General features: G+C 55.4%; 21 protein-coding genes and 1 pseudogene. 9 read left to right on the top strand and 13 right to left on the bottom strand.

Annotated elements, in window-relative coordinates; genetic code table 11:
- Nucleotides 1–5: 5 nt before the first annotated feature.
- The 9 genes from panD to thpR form a co-directional block, all read right to left on the bottom strand.
- Entirely contained in the window at nt 6–386 is a 381-nt protein-coding gene (gene panD / locus HV311_RS20740; RefSeq protein WP_000621526.1) for an aspartate 1-decarboxylase, read from the bottom strand.
- 95 nt (nt 387–481) lie between these two features.
- Nucleotides 482–1,336 (bottom strand): pantoate--beta-alanine ligase, encoded by an 855-nt coding sequence (gene panC, locus HV311_RS20735; RefSeq protein ID WP_016151737.1) that lies wholly within the window; start codon nt 1,334–1,336, stop codon nt 482–484.
- Nucleotides 1,337–1,461: 125 nt separating this feature from the next.
- Nucleotides 1,462–2,253, bottom strand: a complete 792-nt coding sequence (panB, locus tag HV311_RS20730) for a 3-methyl-2-oxobutanoate hydroxymethyltransferase (RefSeq protein WP_137367169.1) — start codon at nt 2,251–2,253, stop codon at nt 1,462–1,464.
- Nucleotides 2,254–2,373: 120 nt separating this feature from the next.
- A complete protein-coding gene (folK, locus tag HV311_RS20725) occupies nt 2,374–2,853 on the bottom strand; it encodes a 2-amino-4-hydroxy-6-hydroxymethyldihydropteridine diphosphokinase (RefSeq protein ID WP_049269196.1) in 480 nt (159 codons plus the stop codon).
- Nucleotides 2,850–4,244 (bottom strand): polynucleotide adenylyltransferase PcnB, encoded by a 1,395-nt coding sequence (pcnB, locus tag HV311_RS20720; protein WP_203457720.1) that lies wholly within the window; start codon nt 4,242–4,244, stop codon nt 2,850–2,852. Before pcnB ends, folK begins: the two co-directional genes overlap by 4 nt.
- A 71-nt stretch (nt 4,245–4,315) precedes the next feature.
- Nucleotides 4,316–5,212, bottom strand: coding sequence for a tRNA glutamyl-Q(34) synthetase GluQRS (gene gluQRS, locus HV311_RS20715; protein WP_016155714.1), 897 nt, complete (start codon nt 5,210–5,212; stop codon nt 4,316–4,318).
- Nucleotides 5,213–5,282: 70 nt separating this feature from the next.
- Nucleotides 5,283–5,738 (bottom strand): RNA polymerase-binding protein DksA, encoded by a 456-nt coding sequence (dksA, locus tag HV311_RS20710; RefSeq protein ID WP_003018625.1) that lies wholly within the window; start codon nt 5,736–5,738, stop codon nt 5,283–5,285.
- A 177-nt stretch (nt 5,739–5,915) separates the two neighbouring features.
- Entirely contained in the window at nt 5,916–6,620 is a 705-nt protein-coding gene (gene sfsA / locus HV311_RS20705) for a DNA/RNA nuclease SfsA (protein ID WP_191220421.1), read from the bottom strand.
- 15 nt (nt 6,621–6,635) lie between these two features.
- Complete coding sequence (gene thpR / locus HV311_RS20700; RefSeq protein WP_191220420.1) at nt 6,636–7,166, bottom strand: RNA 2',3'-cyclic phosphodiesterase; 531 nt, start codon at nt 7,164–7,166, stop codon at nt 6,636–6,638.
- A gap of 73 nt (nt 7,167–7,239) precedes the next feature.
- Here thpR and hrpB point away from each other — a divergent pair, with 73 nt between their 5' ends.
- From hrpB to fhuB, 6 genes are all read left to right on the top strand, one after another.
- Nucleotides 7,240–9,669: an ATP-dependent helicase HrpB gene (gene hrpB / locus HV311_RS20695; protein ID WP_191220419.1), complete on the top strand. Its 2,430-nt coding sequence runs from the start codon at nt 7,240–7,242 to the stop codon at nt 9,667–9,669.
- A gap of 135 nt (nt 9,670–9,804) precedes the next feature.
- Nucleotides 9,805–12,345: a bifunctional glycosyl transferase/transpeptidase gene (gene mrcB, locus HV311_RS20690; RefSeq protein WP_016151745.1), complete on the top strand. Its 2,541-nt coding sequence runs from the start codon at nt 9,805–9,807 to the stop codon at nt 12,343–12,345.
- A 232-nt stretch (nt 12,346–12,577) separates the two neighbouring features.
- Nucleotides 12,578–14,827, top strand: a complete 2,250-nt coding sequence (gene fhuA, locus HV311_RS20685; RefSeq protein WP_191220418.1) for a ferrichrome porin FhuA — start codon at nt 12,578–12,580, stop codon at nt 14,825–14,827.
- 47 nt (nt 14,828–14,874) lie between these two features.
- Nucleotides 14,875–15,672: a Fe3+-hydroxamate ABC transporter ATP-binding protein FhuC gene (fhuC, locus tag HV311_RS20680; RefSeq protein ID WP_191220417.1), complete on the top strand. Its 798-nt coding sequence runs from the start codon at nt 14,875–14,877 to the stop codon at nt 15,670–15,672.
- Nucleotides 15,672–16,562, top strand: coding sequence for a Fe(3+)-hydroxamate ABC transporter substrate-binding protein FhuD (gene fhuD / locus HV311_RS20675; protein WP_191220416.1), 891 nt, complete (start codon nt 15,672–15,674; stop codon nt 16,560–16,562). Before fhuC ends, fhuD begins: the two co-directional genes overlap by 1 nt.
- Entirely contained in the window at nt 16,559–18,541 is a 1,983-nt protein-coding gene (fhuB, locus tag HV311_RS20670; protein WP_019078398.1) for a Fe(3+)-hydroxamate ABC transporter permease FhuB, read from the top strand. Before fhuD ends, fhuB begins: the two co-directional genes overlap by 4 nt.
- Before the next feature lie 100 nt (nt 18,542–18,641).
- Here the strand turns inward: fhuB and hemL are convergent, their stop codons facing one another.
- Nucleotides 18,642–19,922, bottom strand: a complete 1,281-nt coding sequence (gene hemL, locus HV311_RS20665) for a glutamate-1-semialdehyde 2,1-aminomutase (RefSeq protein WP_016155721.1) — start codon at nt 19,920–19,922, stop codon at nt 18,642–18,644.
- Nucleotides 19,923–20,090: 168 nt separating this feature from the next.
- Here hemL and clcA point away from each other — a divergent pair, with 168 nt between their 5' ends.
- From clcA to erpA, 3 genes and pseudogenes are all read left to right on the top strand, one after another.
- Nucleotides 20,091–21,512: a H(+)/Cl(-) exchange transporter ClcA gene (clcA, locus tag HV311_RS20660; RefSeq protein ID WP_019078400.1), complete on the top strand. Its 1,422-nt coding sequence runs from the start codon at nt 20,091–20,093 to the stop codon at nt 21,510–21,512.
- 23 nt (nt 21,513–21,535) lie between these two features.
- Nucleotides 21,536–21,601, top strand: a pseudogene (gene yadW / locus HV311_RS27890) (small protein YadW).
- Nucleotides 21,594–21,938, top strand: a complete 345-nt coding sequence (gene erpA / locus HV311_RS20655; RefSeq protein ID WP_003018581.1) for an iron-sulfur cluster insertion protein ErpA — start codon at nt 21,594–21,596, stop codon at nt 21,936–21,938. The pseudogene yadW and the gene erpA overlap by 8 nt, the downstream one beginning before the upstream one ends.
- Nucleotides 21,939–22,057: 119 nt before the next feature.
- Here erpA and HV311_RS20650 read toward each other — a convergent pair whose 3' ends face one another.
- The 3 genes from HV311_RS20650 to mtnN are packed head-to-tail and all read right to left on the bottom strand — an operon-like array spanning nt 22,058 to nt 24,210.
- Nucleotides 22,058–22,681: a TRIC cation channel family protein gene (locus HV311_RS20650; protein ID WP_006686772.1), complete on the bottom strand. Its 624-nt coding sequence runs from the start codon at nt 22,679–22,681 to the stop codon at nt 22,058–22,060.
- A 37-nt stretch (nt 22,682–22,718) separates the two neighbouring features.
- A complete protein-coding gene (gene btuF / locus HV311_RS20645) occupies nt 22,719–23,519 on the bottom strand; it encodes a vitamin B12 ABC transporter substrate-binding protein BtuF (protein WP_016155723.1) in 801 nt (266 codons plus the stop codon).
- A complete protein-coding gene (gene mtnN, locus HV311_RS20640; RefSeq protein ID WP_016151752.1) occupies nt 23,512–24,210 on the bottom strand; it encodes a 5'-methylthioadenosine/S-adenosylhomocysteine nucleosidase in 699 nt (232 codons plus the stop codon). The genes btuF and mtnN overlap by 8 nt, the downstream gene beginning before the upstream one ends.
- Nucleotide 24,211: the final 1 nt, after the last annotated feature.

Here is a 24,211-nt window from a genome sequence, read left to right as displayed (position 1 = left end):
GGCTGTCAGGCAACCTGTACCGGAATGGCTTTCGCGGTGCGCTTCATTTCGTTGTCGCCTTCAAAGTAGGCCACTTTCGGACGCCAGGTGCGGGCTTCTTCATCAGACATGGTGACGAAGCTGGCGATAATCACAATGTCGCCGACTTCAGCACAGTGTGCCGCTGCGCCGTTCACCGAGATGATTCTGGAGCCGCGTTCAGCCGCAATCGCGTAGGTTGAGAAACGTTTACCGTTGGTCACGTTCCAGATATCAATAGCTTCGTTTTCCAGAATACCAGAGGCATCGAGGAAATCCTGGTCGATGGCGCAGGAGCCTTCGTAGTGCAGGTCCGCCTGCGTGACTTTTACGCGGTGGAGCTTGCCTTGCAGCATGGTGCGAATCATAACTTCTATACCCTGTCGTTTACCTTGGCTAAGCAGGCACTACTGGCCTGCTTTGAGAAATTCTCAGGCAGTATTGCCTGATTTTTAACCCCTGTCTACTGGGCTAATGTAACGCTTTGATTATCGATCAGACGTGCCTGACCCAGCCAGGCGGCGGCCAGAATCACCGCGCGTTTACTGGTTTCCGTCAGCTCCAGCAGCGTGTCGGCATCACGAATCTGAATATCGTCGGCACGGAAGCCTTTTTCATTCAGTTCCTGCTCGGCAATGGCAATAATCTCTTCCTGGTCACGATGGCCGGCAAGCAGCTTTTCAGCGATGCCGTTCATCACTTTGTGCAGACCCGGCGCAATTTTTCGCTGCTCTGCGGTCAGATAACCGTTACGTGAGCTAAGCGCCAGACCGTCTTTGGCGCGAATAATCGGCACGCCAACGATCTCAATGTCATAACCCAGATCCGCCACCATTTTGCGGATCAATGCGAGCTGCTGGAAATCTTTCTCGCCAAAGCAGGCGATATCTGGCTGGATCAGGTTAAACAGCTTACTGACGATAGTGGAAACGCCACGGAAGTGGCCTGGACGGCTGGCGCCTTCCAGCATGGTGGAGAGACCGGGAACTTCAACGAACGTCTGGCCTTCCAGACCCTGCGGGTAGATTTCCTCAACGGCTGGCGCAAAAACATAATCGACTTTACGCTTGTTCAGCTTTTCACAATCTTCCTGCAGCGTGCGCGGATAGCGCACCAGATCGTCCGGTCGGTCAAACTGCATCGGGTTGACGAAAATGCTGACGATCACCACATCAGCCCGCGCTTTTGCCTCATCGACCAGCTTCATATGGCCGTCGTGCAGGTTGCCCATGGTGGGAACCAGAGCGACGCGTTTGCCTTCCTGACGCAGACGACGAATATGCTGGCGCAGCAGCGGCAGGGTTTCAATGATTAACACGACAAGACTCCTTGAGTTGCCTGAGGAACCGTAGGCCGGATAAGGCGTTTACACCGCCATCCGGCAACATGCAGCGAACCGCCTGATGGCGCTACGCTTTTCAGGCCGATATATGGCCTGAAAAATTAGTGGAAACTGTGTTCTTCGCCCGGATAAACGCCGGACTCCACTTCAGCCATATACTGCCGCACTGCGGCGCGCATGTCGCCTGCTTCATTGAGGAAATTCTTCGCAAATTTCGGGATGTGGCCACCGGTAATACCAAAGGCATCGTGCATGACGAGGATTTGTCCATCGGTGACGTTACCAGCGCCGATTCCGATAACCGGAATCGACAGCGCTTCGGTGACACGCTTCGCCAGCTCAACCGGCACGCACTCCAGCACCAGCAACTGAGCGCCAGCGGCTTCTAAGGCCAGCGCGTCATCCAGCAATACCTGTCCGGCGTCGCCGCGGCCCTGAATTTTATAGCCGCCGAAAATATTCACCGACTGCGGTGTTAATCCCAGATGACCGCAAACCGGTACGGCGCGTTCGGTGAGCATTTTTACCGTATCCACCAGCCAGGCGCCGCCTTCAATTTTGACCATATTAGCGCCCGCCCGCATCATCACCGCGGCGTTTTCAAATGCTTGTTCCGGCGTGGCGTAAGCCATAAATGGCAGGTCGGAGAGCAGCAGACAGTTGGGAGCGCCACGACGTACGGCACGAGTGTGGTAAGCAATATCTTCAACGGTGACCGGTAGCGTGGAGTCATGCCCCTGAATCGTCATGCCCAGTGAGTCGCCAACCAGCATCACATTAATGCCTTCGTCGGCAAATAACTTAGCGAAGCTGTAGTCGTAGGCTGTAATGGTCGCGAAGCGTTTTTTCTCTTGCTTGCATTTCTGCAGCAGTGAAATGGTGGTGGGTTTCATAACATTTCCTGATGATGAAAGTCATATTTATCGGCATTCTAACAGTCACATTCAGGGGGGCAATTGTTTTAAGCAACCGTTTGGCACTAAAGCAGTAAACGCTGGAGAGGAGGGGATACTTTACCAGTGTGCAGGTTTTGCGGCACCAAGATGGGTGAGGTGCTGATGCAGGCTGATACCCTCCGGGAAGATAAGCTCAGGTGCAATTTCAGCGAGCGGCCACAGCATAAAACCACGGTTTTTCATGTCGTAGTGCGGCACGGTCAGACGTTCGGTGTTAATCACTTCATTGCCAAACAGCATAATATCGAGGTCCAGAGTGCGCGGCCCCCAGCGTTCGGCTTTACGTACGCGTCCCTGTTGCAGCTCAATGCGTTGGGTATGATTAAGCAATTCTTCGGGAGCGAGAGTGGTTTCCAGCGCCACGGCAGCGTTCAGGTAATCTGGCTGATCCTGTGGGCCTAATGGCGGTGTGCGGTAAAAGGAGGAAACAGCGACGATACGGCTGTCGGGAATGTCGCCAATCGCTTTTACGGCAGCATTAACCTGCTCCAGAGGAGAGGCCAGATTACTGCCGAGAGCGATATAGGCGATGGTCACGCGGAACCTTCACGGCGCGGGGCGCGTTTACGCGGGCGACGATGACGACGGCGTTCCGGTTCTTCGTCGAGTTCGTTGAGCATGCCTTTTTGTTCCGGCGGTGCTGAAACCTGGAATTCTCCCCACCACTGCGCCAGACGCTGCAGTTCAGCGTTGTTTTCCACTTCGGCACGCAGGGCCAGCAGATCGTAAGCGGCGCGGAACTTCGGATGCTCCATCAGCTTCCAGGCGCGTTTGCCCTGGCGACGAGACATGCGTAGCTGCAACTGCCAGATATCACGGGTCAGCGAGGTCAGACGTTTCGGGATCGCCAGCGAGCGGCAGGCTTCATCCAGTACGTCGTTCATCGCCAGTGCGAAGGCATCGTAATAAGCCAGACCGCTTTCCTGGGCAATTTTCTGCGCAGCTTCCAGTAACGGATACCAGAACATGGCGGCGAACAAGAACGCCGGGTTAACGCGCATATCATTGTGGATGCGGTTATCGGTATTCTTCAGCACCTGAGCGATGATGCGTTCCATTGGGCTGTCACCGTCTTCGGTGAAATAGCGCGTAATGGTGGGGAACAGCGGCTGGAACAGGCTGTACTCACGCAGTTTTTTATAGGTTTCATACCCATAGCCCGCCTGTAACAGTTTGAGTGCTTCTTCAAACAGGCGTGCGGGGGGAATATCGTTAAGCAGTGTTGCCAGACGCGGGATTGGCTCAGCGGTTTCCGGGCTGATACGCATGTCGAGCTTGGCGGCAAAGCGCACGGCCCGCAGCATACGTACAGGGTCTTCGCGGTAGCGCGTTTCCGGATTACCGATCAGGCGAACGATGCCCTCTTCGAGATCCTGCATGCCACCAACGTAATCACGCACGGTGAAATCGGCCACGCTGTAATACAGGCTGTTAATCGTGAAGTCGCGACGCTGGGCATCTTCTTCGATGGAGCCGAAGATGTTGTCGCGCAGCAGCATACCGTTTTGTCCGCGCTGTGAGGTTGTGCGATCGGACTCGCTGCCTTCATGATGACCACGGAAAGTTGCCACTTCGATAATTTCCGGGCCAAACATGACATGGGCCAGACGGAAACGGCGACCAACCAGACGACAGTTACGAAACAGTTTTCGCACCTGATCTGGCGTGGCGTTAGTCGTGACATCAAAATCTTTCGGCTTTTTGCCCAGCAAAAGATCGCGTACGCCTCCGCCAACCAGCCATGCCTCGTATCCGGCCTTATTGAGCCTGTACATTACCTTCAGGGCATTTTCACTGATATCTTTGCGGGAGATAGAGTGCTGCTCACGCGGGATTACCGTCATATGTGGACGGGCGACGGCGAGCTCGGCCTCGCGCTCCTCGCGGCTTAGCACCTTGCGGCAAAAATTAGCGACTCGGGTAAAAATAGTGCACCTCGGTAGTGTCAAACTTCAATCAGAACAAGTGTTGCTGTGTAAAAATAGCGGCTAATCATAGCTCAGCATGATGCATTTGAGAATGGCGGATTTACGATCGCCGATTCTGGCACCGCTGTCAGACTCCAGTTTTCAATGGCAAACGTGAGAATCTGATCCACGCGCATCTCCTGCCACGGGATATCGGAGTGCTGGCCGAGAAAGCGCAGCGCAGCAACAATCACCGGGCGTGGATCGCCTTGCGGCAGTGCAGGTGCATGATTTTGTTTTGAAAGTTTAGCGCCTTGTTCGTTGAGCGCCAGCGGCAGATGAATATAGTCCGGCGCTTGCCAGCCGAACTGTTGATACAACGAAATTTGCCGTACCGTCGGTTCGATAAGATCGGCACCGCGCACAATTTCCGTCACGCCCTGGAAGTGGTCGTCCACCACCACCGCGAGGTTATAGGCAAACAGCCCGTCGCGACGGTGAATAATAAAATCTTCCTTTGCAAGCCGCGGATCAGCCTGAATCACACCGCGCAGTTGGTCCGTAAACTGCATCACCGGATGGCGTTGCTTAATGCGGACCGCCGCCTGTTCAGGCCCGTGGCGTAGTTCACGGCAATGACCGTCGTAAATACCGCCGACGCTTTGAATACGCGCGCGCGTACAGGTGCAGTAATAGCTTAGATCCTGCTGATGCAGCCAGGCCAGCGCCTCGCGGTAGGCGTCATGACGCTGGGATTGCCATAAAATATCGCCATCCCAGTGCAGCCCGTAATGTTCCAGCTGACGCAGAATCGTGTCTGCAGCACCGGGAACTTCACGAGGGGGGTCAATATCTTCAATGCGTACCCGCCAGATTCCGCGACGAGCACGGGCCTGCAGGTAACTCCCGAGGGCGGCAATCAGTGAACCAAAATGGAGTTCGCCAGAGGGGGAAGGGGCGAAGCGGCCAATATAATGTGAATCGCTCATTTTGCGGGCTAACAAATAATAAGGCGGGAGAAGCTCCCGCCTGTAGTAAACGTGGTAAAAATGACCGGAATTAACCTGCCATTTGTTTTTCGCGGATTTCTGCCAGCGTTTTACAGTCGATGCACAGATCGGCTGTCGGACGCGCTTCCAGACGGCGAATACCAATTTCTACGCCGCATGATTCGCAGTAGCCGAAATCTTCGTCTTCTACTTTCTTCAGCGTCTTCTCGATCTTTTTGATCAGTTTGCGCTCACGATCACGGTTACGCAGCTCAAGGCTGAATTCTTCTTCCTGTGCGGCGCGGTCCACCGGATCAGGGAAGTTAGCCGCTTCGTCTTGCATATGAGATACGGTGCGATCAACTTCATCCCTAAGTTGATTACGCCATGCCTCAAGAATACGCCTGAAGTGCGACAGCTGGGCTTCGTTCATATACTCTTCGCCCGGTTTCTCCTGGTACGGCTCCACCCCAGCGATGGCGAGAATACTCAGGGACGATGTTTTACGGTTTTGCCCTTCTTGCATGTTGCTTCTCCTTAACACGCACTATCGATCCCCATGTTCGGGGGAAAAATCAGGTCGCTATAAATAGCAGATGCTTTTCCGGATAGCAATTATCTAAACGTAACACTTGACAACCCTGTGAGGAAAAGCGTATTTGCCCACGCGCCCAGAATACTAATTAACCGAATGTTTACACCATTACAAGGTAATGGGCAACGGCTCTTTAAGAGTCATACCATGGGCAGAAAGTTCCGCTTTATAAACCAGAATTTCTACCCCCTTAAGCTGTGCTTCAACTAATAATTGCGCATATTTTGCATCGATATGGCGCGCGGGTGAAAACCGTGTAATGGCTGAATGCAACACCGTGAAAAATATCACCGCGCGCTTGCCTTCGGCCGCTACGCTCATCAATTCCCGAAGATGTTTCTGACCTCGTTCAGTGATGGCATCGGGAAAATAACCCTGATCTTTTTCCGCCAACGTGACTGATTTCACTTCAATATAGCAGTCAGGTCGGGAATCCGCCTGTAACAAAAAGTCGATGCGGCTCCCTTCGGCGCCGTATTTTACTTCACTTTTCAAGGTGCTGTAGTCTGAAACTTCCGAAATTAACGAACGCTGAATAGCCTCTTTCGTTAATCTATTGGCCCACAGCGTGTTAACACAAATAAGTGCACCGGATTGGGTTTGCGTTAATTCCCAGGTATGTGGATATTTTCGTTTAGTATTTTCTGATGTCGAATACCAGACAGTATCTCCCGGCGTTGCGCAGCCGGTCATGGCTCCCGTATTGGGGCAGTGTAGCGTTAACGTTGTGCCATCCGGTGTGATCACATCCGCTAAAAAACGCTTATAGCGCTGAATGAGCGTTGCAGGTTGTAAAGGTGGAGAAAATTGCATGAACAGTTCCTTTGATTATTCAGTCAGCGTCCAGCGTTGCAACTGCGTGTAACGCGTGCGTCCTCGCATGAATGAGGAGGAATAAAGCCCAAACTCCGTTACCGGAAACGACCAGCCAAACCCTGGCGGAGGGATAGATACCGCGTGACCGGCGTCACGCAGCAGCGTGATATGCGGGTGAAAAGGCTGCGGGCTCTGGTGGCACCCACTGCGTGCGGCTTGTGCCCGCAACATGTTCGCCAACTGCAGCAGCCCGCGCGGCGACTGACGCATTCCCAACCACACGACTCGCGAGCGCAGCCATTGCCCGGCATCGTCGAGTTTGAGCGTAAAACCCGGCTGGCGAATACGCCCTGCAAGCTGCGTTAACGCATGCTGCTTCTCAGCGCTGACGTCGCCCAAAAAGGCGAGCGTCAGATGCAGATTATCGGCGGCGACGGGACGACCCGCTTCAGGGGGGAACTGCGCGGCCCGCCAGTGGATTAACTGCTCCCGAACCTCGCCAGGCAATTCAATCGCAAAGAACAGCCTTTTTGGCTCAGACATGATGGATACTCGGTTATGAATTAACGCGATGCTACAATGCAGCGCGAAGAATGTTAACCCTCTGGAGTCATTTGTGACGTCGTTGCCCGTTGCCGCCGTAGTGCCTGAACTACTTACCGCCCTTGATGCCTCGTCGCAGGTTCTGCTGACGGCGCCGACCGGTGCCGGGAAATCAACCTGGCTGCCGTTGCGACTCCTTGAACATCGCGGTATCAAGGGACGAATTATTTTGCTGGAGCCGCGGCGTCTGGCAGCACGCAATGTGGCGCAGCGGTTGGCGGAATTGCTGAATGAAAAGCCTGGCGAGACCGTGGGGTATCGCATGCGTGCGCAAAGCTGCGTAGGGCCGCAGACCCGCCTTGAGGTGGTGACGGAGGGGGTTCTGACACGCATGATCCAGCGCGACCCCGAATTGACGGGCGTTGGGCTGGTCATCCTCGACGAATTTCACGAGCGGAGTTTGCAGGCCGACCTGGCGCTGGCGCTGTTGCTGGATGTGCAGCAAGGGCTGCGTGACGATCTGAAACTGTTGATCATGTCTGCCACTTTGGACAACGGGCGTTTGCAGCAGATGTTGCCCGATGCGCCGACGATCGTTTCTGAAGGCCGCGCATTTCCCGTTGAGCGACGATATCAGCCGTTGGCGGCGCATCTGCGTTTTGCTGAAGCGGTAGCGGTAGCGACGGCAGAACTCCTGCGCCATGAAAGCGGGTCGCTGCTGCTGTTTTTACCGGGTGTAGGGGAAATCCTGCGCGTGCAGGAGCAACTGGCAACGCGTGTGGGCAGCGATGTGTTGTTGTGCCCACTGTACGGTGCGCTGACGCTTGCCGAGCAGCGTCAGGCGATTTTGCCCGCTCCGCAAGGCAAGCGCAAAGTGGTGCTGGCGACCAATATTGCCGAAACCAGCTTAACGATCGAAGGCATCCGGCTGGTGGTGGACTGCGCCCAGGAGCGCGTGGCGCGCTATGATGCGCGTACCGGTTTAACGCGACTGATTACCCAACGCATAAGCCAGGCCTCGATGACCCAGCGAGCGGGACGCGCGGGCCGTCTGGAACCCGGTATCTGCCTCCATTTGCTTGCCAAAGAGCAGGCGGAAAGAGCGGCTGCACAGGGAGAACCGGAGATTTTACAGTGCGACCTGTCCGGACTGCTGATGGAGTTACTGCAATGGGGATGCACCGACCCTGAGCAACTGAACTGGCTGGATACCCCGCCCGCCATCAACCTGCAGGCGGCAAAACGGCTGCTGCAGATGCTGGGGGCGCTTGAGGGTGACAGGCTCAGCGCCAGGGGGCAGAAAATGGCGACGTTGGGTAACGACCCCCGTTTAGCGGCTATGCTGGTTAGCGCCAACAATGACAATGAAGCGGCAACGGCGGCAAAACTGGCTGCGATTCTGGAAGAGCCGCCGCGCGGTGGCAGTACCGATCTGGCTGTAGCGTTTTCACGAAATCAGCCCGCCTGGCAGCAGCGCAGCCAACAATTACTGAAACGGCTTAACGTTCGCAGCGGACAGCCGGACAGCGCGCTGCTCCCCTCATTACTGGCGCAGGCGTTTGCCGATCGGATCGCGCGTCGGCGCGGGCAGGAAGGGCGCTATCAACTGGCGAATGGCATGGGGGCAATGCTGGATGCCGATGACGCCTCCGGACGCCATGAATGGCTGATTGCGCCGCTGTTACTGCAGGGCAGCGCTTCGCCGGATGCGCGTATTCTGCTGGCTCTGCCGCTGGATATCGAGGTGCTGATACAGGCATGCCCTGAACTGCTACAACAATCTGACACCATCGAATGGGATGAAACTCACGGAACGTTAAAAGCATTGCGTCGGTCGCGCATTGGCCAGCTAACGGTAAAAGTACAGGCGCTGGCCAAACCCTCGGAAGAGGAGTTACACCTGGCGATGTTGAACGGCATTCGCGATAAAGGGCTAAGTGTGCTCAACTGGACGCCGGAAGCCGAGCAATTTCGCCTGCGTCTGCAATGTGCGGCAAACTGGTTGCCAGAGTATAACTGGCCCGCGGTAGATGAGGATTCTCTGCTGGCGACGCTGGAGAGCTGGCTGCTGCCGCACATGAGCGGTGTGCACTCGTTACGCGCGTTAAAAGCGCTAAATGTGGGTCAGGCGTTGCGCGGTTTGCTGGATTGGTCAATGCTGCAACGTCTGGATAGTGAACTGCCAGCGCATTACACTGTGCCGACGGGAAGCCGGATTGCCATTCGCTATCATGAGGATAACCCTCCGGTATTGGCGGTTCGGATGCAGGAAATGTTTGGTGAAGCGAAGACCCCAACCATCGCCGAGGGGCGCGTGCCGCTGGTGCTGGAACTGCTGTCTCCGGCCCAACGACCGCTGCAGGTAACGAGCGATTTAAGCGCGTTCTGGCAGGGATCGTACCGTGAGGTGCAAAAAGAGATGAAAGGGCGCTATCCCAAACATGTCTGGCCGGACGATCCGGCGAATACCGCGCCAACGCGGCGAACAAAGAAGTATTCGTAATGAAACTGTAGGTCGGATAAAGCGAAGCCGTCATCCGGTATAAACACGGCAGTAAATTGAGAGATTTCTTCTTCTGTTAACTGACGGAAGAACAGAGAATCGGGCCCTTGCGCCTGAATGTTGCGGAGAAAAAGCATGGCGGGGAATGACCGCGAGCCAATTGGACGTAAAGGGAAACCCTCGCGTCCGGTGAAACAAAAGGTGAGCCGTCGTCAACTCAGAGATGAAGAGTATGACGACGATTATGATGATGATGACTATGAGGATGAAGAACCGATGCCGCGTAAGGGTAAAGGCAAAGGGCGTAAGCCTCGTGGTAAACGCGGCTGGTTCTGGCTGCTGGTAAAACTGTCGATTGTTTTTTTGGTGCTGATCGCCATTTACGGCGTTTATCTGGACCAAAAAATCCGCAGCCGTATAGATGGTAAAGTCTGGCAGCTTCCTGCGGCAGTATATGGCCGTATGGTTAACCTTGAGCCAGAAATGCCGATCGGCAAGAACGAGATGGTGAAACTGCTGGAGGCTACGCAGTATCGTCAGGTGACGAAAATGACGCGCCCTGGCGAATTCACCGTGCAGGCGAAAAGCATCGAGATGATCCGTCGTCCGTTTGATTTTCCGGACAGTAAAGAAGGTCAGGTGCGCGCGCGTCTGACCTTTGATGGCGACCATCTGGATACCATCGAGAATATGGATAACAACCGCCAGTTCGGTTTCTTCCGTCTCGATCCGCGACTGATTACCATGCTCTCTTCGCCTAACGGTGAGCAGCGCCTGTTTGTCCCGCGCAGTGGATTCCCGGATCTGCTGGTGGACACGCTGCTGGCGACCGAAGATCGTCACTTCTATGAGCATGACGGTATCAGCCTCTATTCCATTGGCCGTGCGGTGCTGGCGAACCTGACGGCGGGGCGCACGGTACAAGGGGCCAGTACGCTGACCCAGCAACTGGTGAAAAACCTGTTCCTGTCCAGCGAACGTTCCTATTGGCGTAAGGCTAACGAAGCCTATATGGCGCTGATCATGGATGCGCGTTACAGCAAAGACCGCATTCTTGAGCTGTACATGAACGAAGTCTATCTCGGTCAAAGCGGTGACAATGAGATCCGCGGCTTCCCGCTGGCGAGCCTTTACTACTTTGGCCGTCCGGTGGAAGAGCTGAGCCTCGACCAGCAGGCGCTGCTGGTAGGGATGGTTAAAGGGGCGTCAATCTATAACCCGTGGCGTAACCCGAAGCTGGCACTGGAGCGTCGTAACCTGGTGCTGCGTTTGCTGCAGCAGCAGCAGATTATCGACCAGGATCTTTATGACATGCTGAGCGCGCGTCCGTTAGGCGTACAGCCGCGTGGTGGGGTGATCTCACCGCAGCCCGCCTTTATGCAGATGGTGCGCCAGGAGCTACAGGCGAAGCTGGGCGATAAAGTTAAAGATCTCTCCGGCGTGAAGATTTTCACCACCTTTGATTCCGTGGCGCAGGATGCTGCAGAAAAAGCGGCGGTGGAAGGTATTCCGGTGCTGAAGAAACAACGTAAGCTGAGCGATCTGGAAACCGCGATTGTGGTGGTCGACCGCTTCAGCGGCGAAGTGCGTGCCATGGTCGGGGGGGCAGAACCGCAGTTCGCTGGTTATAACCGTGCGATGCAGGCACGTCGTTCGATTGGTTCTTTGGCTAAACCAGCGACCTATCTGACAGCGCTCAGCCAGCCGAAGCTGTATCGTCTGAATACCTGGATTGCCGATGCCCCGATTGCGCTGCGTCAGCCTAACGGCCAGGTGTGGTCGCCGCAGAACGATGACCGTCGCTATAGCGAAAGCGGAAAAGTGATGCTGGTGGATGCGTTAACGCGCTCAATGAACGTGCCAACGGTAAATCTGGGGATGGCGCTGGGCCTGCCTGCCGTCACCGATACCTGGCTGAAGCTGGGCGCGCCGAAAGATCAGCTTAATCCGGTTCCAGCCATGCTGCTGGGGGCGTTGAACCTGACGCCGATCGAAGTGGCGCAGGCGTTCCAGACTATCGCCAGCGGCGGGAACCGCGCGCCGCTGTCGGCGCTGCGTTCGGTGATTGCCGAAGATGGTACGGTGTTGTATCAGAGCTTCCCACAGGCCGAGCGTGCCGTTCCGGCGCAGGCGGCGTATATGACGCTGTGGACCATGCAACAGGTGGTTCAGCGTGGTACGGGCCGCCAGCTTGGCGCGAAATATCCTGGGCTTCATCTGGCAGGGAAAACCGGGACCACTAACAACAACGTGGATACCTGGTTTGCCGGGATCGACGGCAGCCAGGTAACCATCACCTGGGTGGGCCGTGATAACAACCAGCCAACCAAGCTGTACGGTGCCAGCGGTGCGATGTCGATTTATCAGCGTTATCTTGCCAACCAGACGCCAACACCGCTGGTGCTGACGCCGCCGGAAGATGTGGTGGATATGGGCGTGGACTACGACGGTAACTTCGTTTGTAGCGGGGGGATGCGTACGCTTCCGGTATGGACTACCGATCCTGATTCGCTGTGTCAGCAGGGTGAAATGATGCAACAGCCGACCGGGAATCCGTTCGATCAGTCAACGCCGCAGCAGCAGCCTCAACAGCAGCAGCAACAACCGGCGCAGCAGGAAAAGAAAGATAGCGACGGTGTCGCTGGCTGGATAAAGGATATGTTCGGCAGTAACTGATATTGCTCAAAACCCGCTTCGGCGGGTTTTTCTTCTTTGGTCCATTCTCAGGGCCGAATAACATTCCAGCCTAATTTATTAACCCTTTCTTTTCATCTGGTTATTTCTTAACCCCTCAGTTTTAGTAGGGACGCGTATTGCTTGCTATCTCGCCAGAGTTTCGAATATTATGCTGCCGTTATAATAATAATTCTCGTTTACGTTATCATTCACTTTCATCAGAGAAATACCAATGGCGCGTCTTAAAACTGCTCAGCCAAGTTCATCGCTGCGTAAAATCGCAGTAGTGGTAGCCACAGCGGTTAGCGGCATGTCTGTCTATGCACAGGCGGCGGTTGACCCGAAAGAAGAAACCATCACCGTAACTGCTGCACCTGCCGCACAAGAAAGCGCATGGGGGCCAGCGGCAACCATCGCCGCACGACAGTCTGCTACGGCGACCAAAACTGACACCCCGATTCAAAAAGTTCCTCAGTCTATTTCAGTGGTCACCGCCGAAGAGATGGCGTTGCATCAGCCGAAATCAGTTAAAGAGGCGCTCAGCTACACGCCAGGCGTAGCCGTAGGCACCCGCGGCGCGTCTAACACCTATGACTACCTGATTATTCGCGGATTTGCCGCCGACGGCCAAAGTCAGAATAACTATCTGAATGGCCTGAAGATGCAGGGTAACTTCTACAACGATGCGGTAATCGACCCGTATATGCTGGAACGCGCTGAAGTGATGCGCGGTCCGGTTTCCGTTCTTTACGGAAAGAGTAACCCTGGTGGCTTGTTGAACATGGTCAGCAAACGCCCGACCACAGAGCCGTTAAAAGAAATTCAGTTCAAGATGGGCACTGACAGCCTGTTCCAGACCGGTTTTGACTTCAGCGATGCGCTGGATGACGATGGTGTGTACTCATACCGCCTGACCGGCCTGGCGCGTTCCGCGAATGCGCAGCAGCAGGGCGCGGAAGAACAACGCTACGCCATCGCGCCATCGTTCACATGGCGTCCGGATGATAAAACGAACTTTACCTTCCTCTCCTACTTCCAGAACGAGCCGGAAACTGGCTATTACGGCTGGTTGCCGAAAGAGGGGACGGTGACTGAGCTGCCGAACGGCAAGCGTCTGCCTACCGATTTCAACGAAGGTGCGAACAACAATACCTACTCTCGTAACGAGAAGATGGTGGGCTACAGCTTCGACCACGAATTTAACGACACCTTTACCGTGCGTCAGAACCTGCGTTACGCGCAAAACAAGGTTTCGCAGAACAGCGTGTATGGCTACGGTATGTGCTCTGATCCGCTCTATACAAAGGATCCGGCTAACAGTCCTTGCGCCAGCGTTCCTCAGTCCGAGTGGGCTCACACGCTGACTCGTCAGTATGTTGACGATAATGAGAAATTGCAGAACTTCGCTGTTGATACCCAGTTGCAGAGCAAATTCGCTACCGGTTCCGTGGATCACACATTGCTGACCGGCGTTGACTATATGCGGATGCGTAACGATATCAACTCCTGGTTTGGTTGGGCTGGTTCGGTAGCGCCTTCAGATATTTATAACCTTGATCGCAGCGACTTTGATTTTGGGGCACATACTGGACCGGGCGCTGCCTACCGAGTTCTGAATAAACAGGAACAAACGGGCCTGTACGCTCAGGATCAGATGCAGTGGGATAAGATGCTGGTCACTCTGGGCGGTCGTTACGACTGGGCTAAGCAGGACTCACTGAACCGCGTTTCTGGCGTGCTGGATTCCCGTGATGACAGACAGTTCACCTGGCGTGGCGGTGTTAACTACCTGTTCGACAACGGTGTGACTCCGTATTTCAGCTACAGCGAATCGTTTGAACCTAGTTCTCAGGTCGGGGAAAGCGGTAATATCTTTACTCCATCTAAAGGTAAGCAGTACGAAGCGGGCGTGAAGTATGTGCCGAGCGATCGTCCGATCGTGATCACCGGTGCTGTTTACCAGTTGACCAAAACCAACAACCTGATGGCCGACCCGAACGGATCATTCTGGTCAGTTGAAGGCGGTGAAATTCGCTCACGTGGTGTGGAAATTGAAGCGAAAGCGGCGCTCTCAGCCAGCGTTAACGTGGTCGGTTCTTATACCTATACCGATGCGGAATACACCACTGACACCAACTACAAAGGTAACACGCCTGCTCAGGTGCCAAAACATATGGCATCACTGTGGGGAGATTACACCCTTTATGACGGCGCGCTTTCCGGGCTGACGTTGGGTACGGGGGTTCGTTATACTGGCTCCAGCTATGGCGATCCGGCAAACTCCTTCAAAGTGGGAAGCTATACGCTGGTGGATGCGTTAGTACGTTACGATCTGGCGCGCGTCGGCATGGCGGGTTCCAACGTGGCGCTGCATGTGAACAACCTGTTTGACCGTGAGTACGTCGCCAGCTGCTTCAATACCTATGGCTGCTTCTGGGGCGCAGAACGTCAGGTCGTTGCAACCGCAACCTTCCGTTTCTAATTTCTTTTTGGGCACGCTTTGCGTGCCCGTTTTACAAGTTGGCTGCTATGCAGGAAAACAGATCCCATCCCGACACCACTTTTGCGTTGCGTAATGTCTCCTTTCGTGTGCCTGGCCGCACGCTTTTGCATCCTCTCTCATTAACTTTTCCGGTGGGGAAAGTGACCGGCCTTATCGGACACAACGGGTCCGGAAAATCGACGTTATTGAAAATGCTGGGACGTCATCAGTCGCCGTCGGAAGGTGAAATCCTGCTCGACGAACAGCCGCTGGAGAACTGGAGCAGTAAAGCGTTTGCCCGCAAGGTCGCCTATCTGCCGCAGCAGTTGCCGCAGGCCGAAGGGATGACGGTGCGTGAACTGGTGGCGATTGGCCGCTATCCGTGGCACGGGGCGCTGGGACGTTTTGGCGTTGCCGACAGAGAGAAAGTAGAAGAAGCTATTTCGTTGGTCGGCTTAAAACCGCTGGCGCACCGCCTGGTGGATAGCCTGTCCGGCGGAGAACGCCAACGTGCGTGGATTGCCATGCTGGTGGCGCAGGACAGCCGCTGTCTGCTGCTTGATGAGCCGACTTCCGCGCTGGATATCGCTCATCAGGTTGACGTGCTGGCGCTGGTGCATCGCTTAAGCCAGCAGCGTGGGCTAACGGTGATTGCGGTGCTGCATGATATCAACATGGCGGCCCGCTACTGCGATTACTTAGTTGCGCTGCGCGGTGGTGAAATGATTGCGCAAGGAACGCCTGCTGAACTGATGCGCAGTGAAACTCTGGAACAGATTTACGGTATCCCGATGGGCATTTTGCCGCATCCGGCCGGTGCCGCACCCGTGAGTTTTGTCTATTAATGATTGAATTACATCATATTACCCGTCGGCGTCTGCTTACGGCGATGGCGCTCTCGCCGCTGCTGTGGCGGATGAATACGGCGTCCGCCGCAGCGATTGATCCGCAGCGTATTGTGGCGCTGGAATGGCTGCCGGTAGAGCTGTTGCTGGCGCTGGGTATTACGCCGTATGGCATTGCGGATATCCCTAACTACAAGCTGTGGGTCAGTGAGCCACCTCTACCGGACTCGGTGATTGATGTCGGGCTACGCACGGAACCCAATCTTGAACTGCTGACCGAAATGAAACCCTCGTTTCTGCTCTGGTCGGCAGGCTATGGTCCTTCCCCGGAAAAGCTGGCGCGTATTGCACCTGGTCGGGGATTTAACTTCAGCGACGGTAAAAAACCGCTGATCGTTGCGCGACAATCGCTGCAGGAAATGGCGCAATTGTTCAATCTGCAGGCCTCTGCTGAACGCCATCTGACTGAGTATGATCGTTTTATTGCCAGCCTGAAGCCGCGCTTCATTCAACGCGGCGCGCGCCCTGTGCTTCTCACCTCTCTGCTTGATTCGCGGCATATGCTGGTGTTTGGCCCAAACAGCCTGTTTCAGGACGTGCTGGACGAATATGGGATCCCCAACGCCTGGCAGGGAGAGACAAACTTTTGGGGCAGCACTGCCGTGAGTATTGACCGTCTGGCTGCTTTTCAGGATGTCGATGTATTGTGCTTTGAGCACGGCAACGATAAAGAGATGGCTGCACTGATGTCTACGCCGTTGTGGCAGGCGATGCCCTTTGTTCGCAGCGGACGTTTTCAGCGCGTGCCGGCCGTCTGGTTCTATGGCGCAACGCTATCAGCCATGCATTTTGCCCGCATTCTGGATAATGCGCTGGGAGGCAAAGCGTGAGTAAACGTATCGCGCTGTTCCCCATTCTCCTGCTGACGGTTCTGTTTGTTGCCGCCTGTTGGCTCACATGGGTTAACTTCTCCGTTGCGCTACCGCGCAACCAGTGGCAACAGGCTATCTGGTCACCGGATATCGATGCCATTAAACAGATGGTTTTCCACTACAGCCTGCTGCCGAGGCTGGCGATTTCGCTGTTGGTCGGTGCCGGGCTGGGACTGGTCGGCGTATTGTTTCAGCAGGTGCTGCGTAACCCACTGGCGGAGCCAACCACGCTAGGTGTTGCGACCGGTGCGCAGTTGGGCATTACCGTCACGACGCTGTGGGCTATTCCCGGTGCGCTCACCACGCAATTTGCTGCGTTGGCAGGTGCTTGTGTCGTTGGGGCGCTGGTGTTTGGCGTCGCCTGGGGCAAACGTCTTTCTCCGGTGACGTTAATCCTCGCCGGACTGGTGGTCAGCCTGTACTGCGGGGCGATTAACCAGTTGATGGTTATCTTCCATCACGATCAACTGCAAAGCATGTTTTTATGGAGCAGCGGCACGCTAACCCAAACCGACTGGAGCGGCGTACAGCGACTGTGGCCACAGCTGCTGGGCGGCGTGATGCTGACTCTGCTGCTGTTGCGTCCAATGACGCTGATGGGACTGGATGACGGCGTGGCGCGTAACCTCGGTCTGGCGTTGTCGCTGGCGCGCCTGGCGGCCTTATCGCTGGCGATTGTCATCAGCGCCTTGCTGGTTAACGCGGTTGGGATTATCGGCTTTATTGGCCTCTTTGCACCGCTGCTGGCGAAAATGCTCGGCGCGCGGCGTCTGTTGGCGCGTCTGATGCTGGCCCCGCTGATTGGTGCGTTGATCCTCTGGCTCTCTGACCAAATCATTCTGTGGCTGACCCGCGTATGGATGGAGGTCTCCACCGGTTCGGTGACGGCGCTGATTGGCGCGCCATTGCTGCTGTGGTTGTTGCCGCGCCTTAGAAGTATGAGCGCACCGGATATGAATGCCAGCAACCGTATCGCCGCGGAGCGTCAGAATGTACTGATGTTTGCGCTGGCGGGCGGGGTGGTTTTGCTGCTGACTCTGGTGGTGGCGCTGTCGTTTGGCCGCGATGCGCACGGCTGGACATGGGCCAGCGGCGCGATGCTGGATGAACTGATGCCCTGGCGCTGGCCACGTATTCTGGCGGCGTTGATTGCCGGGGTTATGCTGGCGGTAGCGGGCTGTATTATTCAGCGTCTGACCGGAAACCCAATGGCTAGCCCGGAAGTTCTGGGCATTAGCTCCGGCGCGGCATTTGGCGTGGTGTTAATGCTGTTTCTGGTCCCCGGAAATGCCTTTGGCTGGCTGCTGCCCGCAGGGAGCCTCGGGGCTGCGGTCACCTTGCTTATCATTATGATTGCCGCCGGGCGCGGTGGTTTTTCGCCGCACCGTATGCTGCTGGCAGGGATGGCGCTCAGTACGGCGTTTACTATGTTGTTGATGATGCTGCAGGCCAGCGGCGATCCGCGTATGGCGGGCGTGCTGACCTGGATCTCCGGCTCAACCTATAACGCGACGGGCGAACAGGTACTGCGCACCGGGATTGTGATGGTTATCCTGCTGGCACTGACACCGCTGTGTCGTCGTTGGCTGACGATTTTACCGCTCGGCGGCGATACGGCGCGTGCGGTGGGTATGGCGATCACGCCGTCACGCGTGGGGTTACTGCTGTTGGCTGCGGGACTAACGGCGACAGCAACCATGACCATTGGACCGTTGAGTTTTGTCGGGCTGATGGCTCCGCATATTGCCCGAATGATGGGTTTTCGTCGGGCGATGCCGCATATGCTGATTTCAGCGCTGGCGGGAGGTGTGCTGCTGGTCTTTGCTGACTGGTGCGGCAGGATGGTGCTGTTTCCGTATCAGATCCCGGCAGGATTACTGTCGACGTTTATTGGCGCGCCGTACTTTATCTATCTGCTACGTAAGCAGAGTCGCTGAGGTTTATCCCTTCTATCTAGGTTGCGTCGCCATTCGGCAATAAAAAAGCCGGGTGGCGGCTTCGCCTTACCCGGCCTACGTTATTTCTGGACGTTCTCTTTTACAATTTCGCAAACACCCGGCGCGCGGCGTCGATGGTGTTATTGATATCGTCTTCACTGTGCGCGACGGACATAAAGCCCGCTTCGAAGGCGGACGGCGCCAGGTAAATCCCTTCATCCAGCATCATGTGGAAGAAACGCTTGAAGCGTTCAACGTCGCATGCCATCACATCCTGATAGCAGGTCACGGTTTCTGCATCGGTGAAGAAAATCCCGAACATCCCGCCCACATGGTTAACCACCAGCGGAATATTCGTCTCTTCGGCGGCTTCCAGCAGACCTTCCGCCAGACGCGTCGTCAGTTCGTTCAGCGTTTCATGAATACCTGGCTGGGCCACTTCGTTCAGACAAGCAAAACCTGCTGCCATCGCAATCGGGTTACCTGAAAGCGTACCCGCCTGATAAACCGGACCGGTCGGCGCCAGCGCGTCCATCACATCACGGCGACCGCCGAATGCGCCAACGGGCATCCCGCCACCGATGATTTTGCCAAGGCAGGTCAGATCCGGAACGACGCCGTAATAATCCTGCGCACCGGCCAGCGCCACGCGGAAACCGGTCATGACTTCATCGATGATCAACAGCGCGCCAAACTCATCACACAGGGCACGCAGGCCCGGCAGGAATTCTGGCAGCGGCGGGATGCAGTTCATGTTGCCTGCGACCGGCTCAACGATAATGCAGGCGATCTCCTGCGGATACTGTTCGAATGCCGCGCGAACGGAAGAGAGATCGTTGTAGGTGCAGGTCAGGGTGTGTTTCGCGAAATCGGCTGGAACGCCCGGAGAGTTTGGCTGACCCAGCGTTAACGCGCCGGAACCAGCTTTAACCAGCAGGCAGTCGGCATGACCGTGATAGCAACCTTCAAATTTGATGATCTTATCGCGACCGGTGAAACCGCGCGCCAGACGGATTGCGCTCATCGTCGCTTCCGTACCGGAGTTCACCATACGCACCATATCCATGGTCGGCACAAGTTCAGTGACCAGCTCCGCCATTTTCACTTCCATCTCGGTCGGCGCGCCGAAGCTTAAACCGCGTTCTGCGGCTTCAATCACCGCATTGCGAATTGCCGGGTGGTTATGGCCCAGTACCATCGGTCCCCAGGAACCGACGTAATCGACATAGGCTTTACCATCGACATCGTACAGATACGCGCCGTCCGCTTTTTCGATAAACAGCGGAGTACCACCCACGCCAGTAAAGGCGCGAACGGGGGAGTTAACGCCGCCAGGGATAAGTTCGCGTGCTGCGCTGTAGAGATTTTCAGACTTACTCATGGATGGGGTCCTGGTTCGTAGAAAAAGTAAATGCCCGCTATTCTAGTTATTCAGAGAAGGTTATGAAAGTTTTACGCATTTGAAACAATGCGATTTGCAGGGGATTTTCGTGAAATGTGCGAGTAGAATGCCAATTCCGTATTTGTATTACCAATTAATGATCATCTGATGAAGACTGACTCTCCCTCTTTTGAAGCACAACAAATTGTGCGTTTACGCCGCAGGGATCAAATCCGTCGACTCCTGGAACGCGATAAAACGCCGCTGGCGATCCTGTTGATGGCCGCCGTTGTCGGTACCGTGACGGGGCTTGTTGGCGTGGCATTTGAGAAAGCGGTGACCTGGGTACAAAATCAGCGCATTGGCGCCCTGGCCCAGGTTGCGGACCATGCCATTCTGCTGTGGCCGCTGGCGTTTATTCTCTCTGCATTGCTGGCGATGGTCGGCTATTTTCTGGTTCGTAAATTTGCGCCGGAAGCGGGAGGCTCGGGGATCCCTGAGATTGAAGGCGCGCTGGAAGAGCTACGACCTGTGCGCTGGTGGCGCGTTCTGCCGGTGAAATTTATTGGCGGCATGGGCACGCTGGGAGCCGGTATGGTGCTCGGGCGAGAAGGGCCGACCGTACAGATAGGCGGGAACATTGGGCGTATGGTGCTGGATATTTTCCGCATGCGCAGCGCCGAAGCGCGACATACCCTGCTGGCCACCGGTGCGGCTGCGGGTTTGTCGGCGGCGTTTAATGCGCCTCTGGCGGGGATCCTGTTCATTATTGAAGAGATGCGCCCGCAGTTTCGCTATAACCTCGTCTCGATCAAAGCCGTGTTTACCGGCGTTATTATGTCGAGCATCGTGTTTCGTGTGTTCAACGGTGAAGCACCGATTATTGAAGTCGGGAAGCTGTCTAATGCACCGGTAAATACGCTGTGGCTGTATCTTGTACTCGGGCTTATTTTTGGCTGTGTCGGGCCGTTGTTCAACACGATGGTGTTGCGTACCCAGGATATGTTCCAGCGCTTCCACGGCGGTGAAATTAAAAAATGGGTGCTGATGGGTGGCGCGATTGGTGGCCTGTGCGGGATCCTGGGATTAATTAAACCGGAAGCGGCAGGCGGCGGGTTTAACCTGATTCCTATCGCCGCGGCGGGTAATTTTAGCGTCGGTTTACTGCTGTTTATATTTATTACCCGGGTGATCACCACGCTGTTGTGCTTCTCGTCCGGCGCGCCCGGTGGGATTTTTGCCCCGATGCTGGCGTTGGGCACATTACTTGGCACTGCGTTCGGTATGGCCGCGGCGGCCTCTTTTCCACAGTATCATCTGGAGGCCGGAACCTTTGCCATTGCCGGAATGGGAGCTTTGCTGGCGGCTTCGGTACGTGCACCGCTAACCGGTATTGTACTGGTGCTGGAGATGACCGATAACTATCAGCTCATTTTGCCAATGATTATTACCTGTCTTGGCGCAACACTATTAGCCCAATTTATGGGTGGAAAGCCGCTATACTCGACTATCCTTGCCCGTACGCTGGCAAAACAGGAAGCGGAGCAAGCGGCAAAAAGCCAGAGTACCGCCGCTGGCGAGAATACTTGAACGAAATACCAGGGTATTAGATAATGGCCTTAACCATTGGGTTATAATTTGCCCAATTGCCAATGTCGTTTGGAGCAAAATATGAGTGATGACGTAGCGCTGCCACTGCAATTTACTGAAGCAGCAGCCAATAAAGTAAAAAGCCTGATCGCTGACGAAGATAACCCGAATCTGAAATTACGCGTGTATATCACCGGCGGTGGTTGCAGCGGTTTCCAGTACGGTTTCACCTTTGATGATCAGGTGAACGATGGTGATATGACCATTGAGAAACAAGGTGTGGGTCTGGTGGTTGATCCGATGAGCCTGCAATATCTGGTGGGCGGCGCGGTTGACTATACCGAAGGTCTGGAAGGTTCCCGCTTCGTTGTGACTAACCCCAATGCGAAAAGCACCTGCGGGTGTGGTTCTTCTTTCAGCATCTGATTGCTGCCTGTAATACCGATGGTCTGATGGTGTAGGCCCGGTAAGCGTAGCGCCACCGGGCAATGTGCCGGTTGGCGGCGTAAACGCCTTATCCGGCCTACATGTTCTGCATCATCACATCAACGCCCGTTATCATCCAGTGCAAACGTCGGCAATTTCAAATGCCAGCGAATGGCGGCAAGCCTAATCAGCAGGGTGACGATCATCCCCATCATACTGGCGTTTTCCAGCGATACATTAAAGGTATAAAACGCTGTCGCATGCACGATCCCGCCGATAATACATGCCGTGGCGTAGATTTCGGTGCGCAGAATCATCGGGACTTCACGAGCTAACACGTCGCGAATGATCCCGCCGCCGACGCCGGTAATCACCCCCATACAGATCGCCACCAGGGGGCCCGTCCCTGCGAGAAATGCTTTATTGACGCCAATCCCCACGAACACAGCCAGGCCAACGGCATCCAGCACCGGAAGGATCCACTTCGGTAAACGTCGTGGCTGACGTACCAGCAGGATTGTCAGCATGCTGGTGATCATTGCCACCACCAGATCGGTGGGATCCTTAACCCAAAATACCGGCCCATGATCCAGCGCCATATCGCGGATCGTACCGCCGCCAACGGCGGTAACCACCCCGAGTACCAGGACGCCAAACGGGTCCATTCGCAATTTCCCGGCCAGTAAGACGCCAGAGATAGCAAATACCGCGGTACCGACAATATCCAGCCAATAGACGAGCATTTTTAAATCCTCACAACAGACCTGGTGGGGGCAGGCGCTAATTTATCTGTGAAAGCGCATTACAGAGTTGTTTTGCGGCGAGGATAATACGCGGGCTCGCGCGTTCGAACCAGTCACTATTAAGTGTAATAATGGGTATTTTTAGCTGGTTTCCCCAGTATTGTTCAATTTTCAGAGTTTCGCCTGGCCCTCCGGTTGCAACAATAGCCTGGGGCGCTCGTGCCAGGACCTGCTCACGGCTAACCTGCGGCCAGGGGACCCGACTGCCGGCAAAGATGTTTTCTCCACCGCATACCTCAAGAACTTCGTGCTGAATGGAGCCTTTTCCACTGGTAAACAGAGGATTTGCGCCAAACTGGAGAAACACGCGTTTTTTCGGTTTGTTGGCATACCGAGATTTTAGTAAAGCATAGTCATCAAGCATGGTTTGCGCCGCCTGTTTAGCCTGCTCAGGCTTTGGGCTCCACGCTGCCAGCTGGCGGAGCGCATCGGCGACCTGCTCGATGGTAACGGCGTCCACCCAGATGACCTTAATTCCCAGGGCGGTCAGTTGATTCACCTGCCGCTCAGCATTTCCCCCGCGCCAGGCGACGACTAAATCCGGTTTAAGCGCCACAATGCGTTCAAGGTTCATACCTTGCCAGGTGGAAACCTCCTCGATATTTTTGGCCGCTGGCGGGTAGTTTGAGTAGCTACTGACGCCTACGGGTGTAATGCCGGCGGCAAAGGCGAGTTCGGTATTGGCAGGAGAAAGCGTCACAACACGCGGTGCGGCGTACAGGAACGCCGGAAGAGTGAATAGCAGGGCGACCAGCGCCCTGGAGAGTAATTTAGCCATGCGCCAGTTTCTGTACCAGCGTTTCAACCATCAGGCTTGACTGTTTCGCGGCAACAACCAGGAACTCGTCAAAGCTGAGATGGGACTGCTGATCGGCGACGTCAGAGATGGCGCGAACCACGACAAACGGCACATTGAAGTTATGGCAAACGTGCGCAATCGCGGTCGCTTCCATCTCAACTGCAATGGCCTGCGGGAAGTTATGCTTAATTTTAGCCAGACCCACGGAGCCATTAATGAAGGCATCGCCGCTGACGATAAGTCCGCGAACGGCGTTCAGATTGAGTTGCGCAATGCAGGATTCTGCTGCAGCAATCAGCGCAGGATCGGCTTTAAAACCAGCCGGGCAGCCCGGTAACTGACCAAATTCATAGCCAAAGGCGGTAACGTCGGCATCGTGATAGCGCGCTTCGTCAGAAACCACAATATCGCCGACTTTCAGCGTAGAGGCCAGGCCGCCCGCGGAACCAGTGTTAATGATGGCATCCGGCTTGCAGCGTTCAAGCAGCAGCGTAGCGCCCAGCGCCGCCGCCACTTTACCGATACCTGATTTCAGTAGCGCAACCTCTGTACCGTTCAGTTGGCCGGTGTAAATTTCACAACCGCCGAGAGAGAGGGTCTGACGGTTTTCGATTTTGTCACGCAGCAGCGTAACTTCTTCTTCCATTGCACCAATGATGCCGATTTTCATA

The sequence above is a fragment of the Citrobacter sp. RHBSTW-00881 genome (assembly GCF_013728515.1).
In the GTDB taxonomy this organism is placed as follows: domain Bacteria; phylum Pseudomonadota; class Gammaproteobacteria; order Enterobacterales; family Enterobacteriaceae; genus Citrobacter; species Citrobacter braakii.
Note: the sequence above shows the minus strand (reverse complement) of the source record. Positions and strands in the feature narration are given on the sequence as shown.

Bases quoted from the DNA above. Each gene is read 5' to 3' on its own strand.
- fhuA (WP_191220418.1), top strand. From the start codon at position 12,578: ATGGCGCGTCTTAAAACTGCTCAGCCAAGTTCATCGCTGCGTAAAATC.
- btuF (WP_016155723.1), bottom strand. From the start codon at position 23,519: ATGGCTAAATTACTCTCCAGGGCGCTGGTCGCCCTGCTATTCACTCTT.
- HV311_RS20650 (WP_006686772.1), bottom strand. From the start codon at position 22,681: ATGCTCGTCTATTGGCTGGATATTGTCGGTACCGCGGTATTTGCTATC.
- clcA (WP_019078400.1), top strand. From the start codon at position 20,091: ATGAAGACTGACTCTCCCTCTTTTGAAGCACAACAAATTGTGCGTTTA.
- erpA (WP_003018581.1), top strand. From the start codon at position 21,594: ATGAGTGATGACGTAGCGCTGCCACTGCAATTTACTGAAGCAGCAGCC.
- dksA (WP_003018625.1), bottom strand. From the start codon at position 5,738: ATGCAAGAAGGGCAAAACCGTAAAACATCGTCCCTGAGTATTCTCGCC.
- fhuD (WP_191220416.1), top strand. From the start codon at position 15,672: ATGATTGAATTACATCATATTACCCGTCGGCGTCTGCTTACGGCGATG.
- sfsA (WP_191220421.1), bottom strand. From the start codon at position 6,620: ATGCAATTTTCTCCACCTTTACAACCTGCAACGCTCATTCAGCGCTAT.
- mtnN (WP_016151752.1), bottom strand. From the start codon at position 24,210: ATGAAAATCGGCATCATTGGTGCAATGGAAGAAGAAGTTACGCTGCTG.
- panD (WP_000621526.1), bottom strand. From the start codon at position 386: ATGATTCGCACCATGCTGCAAGGCAAGCTCCACCGCGTAAAAGTCACG.
- gluQRS (WP_016155714.1), bottom strand. From the start codon at position 5,212: ATGAGCGATTCACATTATATTGGCCGCTTCGCCCCTTCCCCCTCTGGC.
- thpR (WP_191220420.1), bottom strand. From the start codon at position 7,166: ATGTCTGAGCCAAAAAGGCTGTTCTTTGCGATTGAATTGCCTGGCGAG.
- fhuC (WP_191220417.1), top strand. From the start codon at position 14,875: ATGCAGGAAAACAGATCCCATCCCGACACCACTTTTGCGTTGCGTAAT.
- hemL (WP_016155721.1), bottom strand. From the start codon at position 19,922: ATGAGTAAGTCTGAAAATCTCTACAGCGCAGCACGCGAACTTATCCCT.
- mrcB (WP_016151745.1), top strand. From the start codon at position 9,805: ATGGCGGGGAATGACCGCGAGCCAATTGGACGTAAAGGGAAACCCTCG.
- panB (WP_137367169.1), bottom strand. From the start codon at position 2,253: ATGAAACCCACCACCATTTCACTGCTGCAGAAATGCAAGCAAGAGAAA.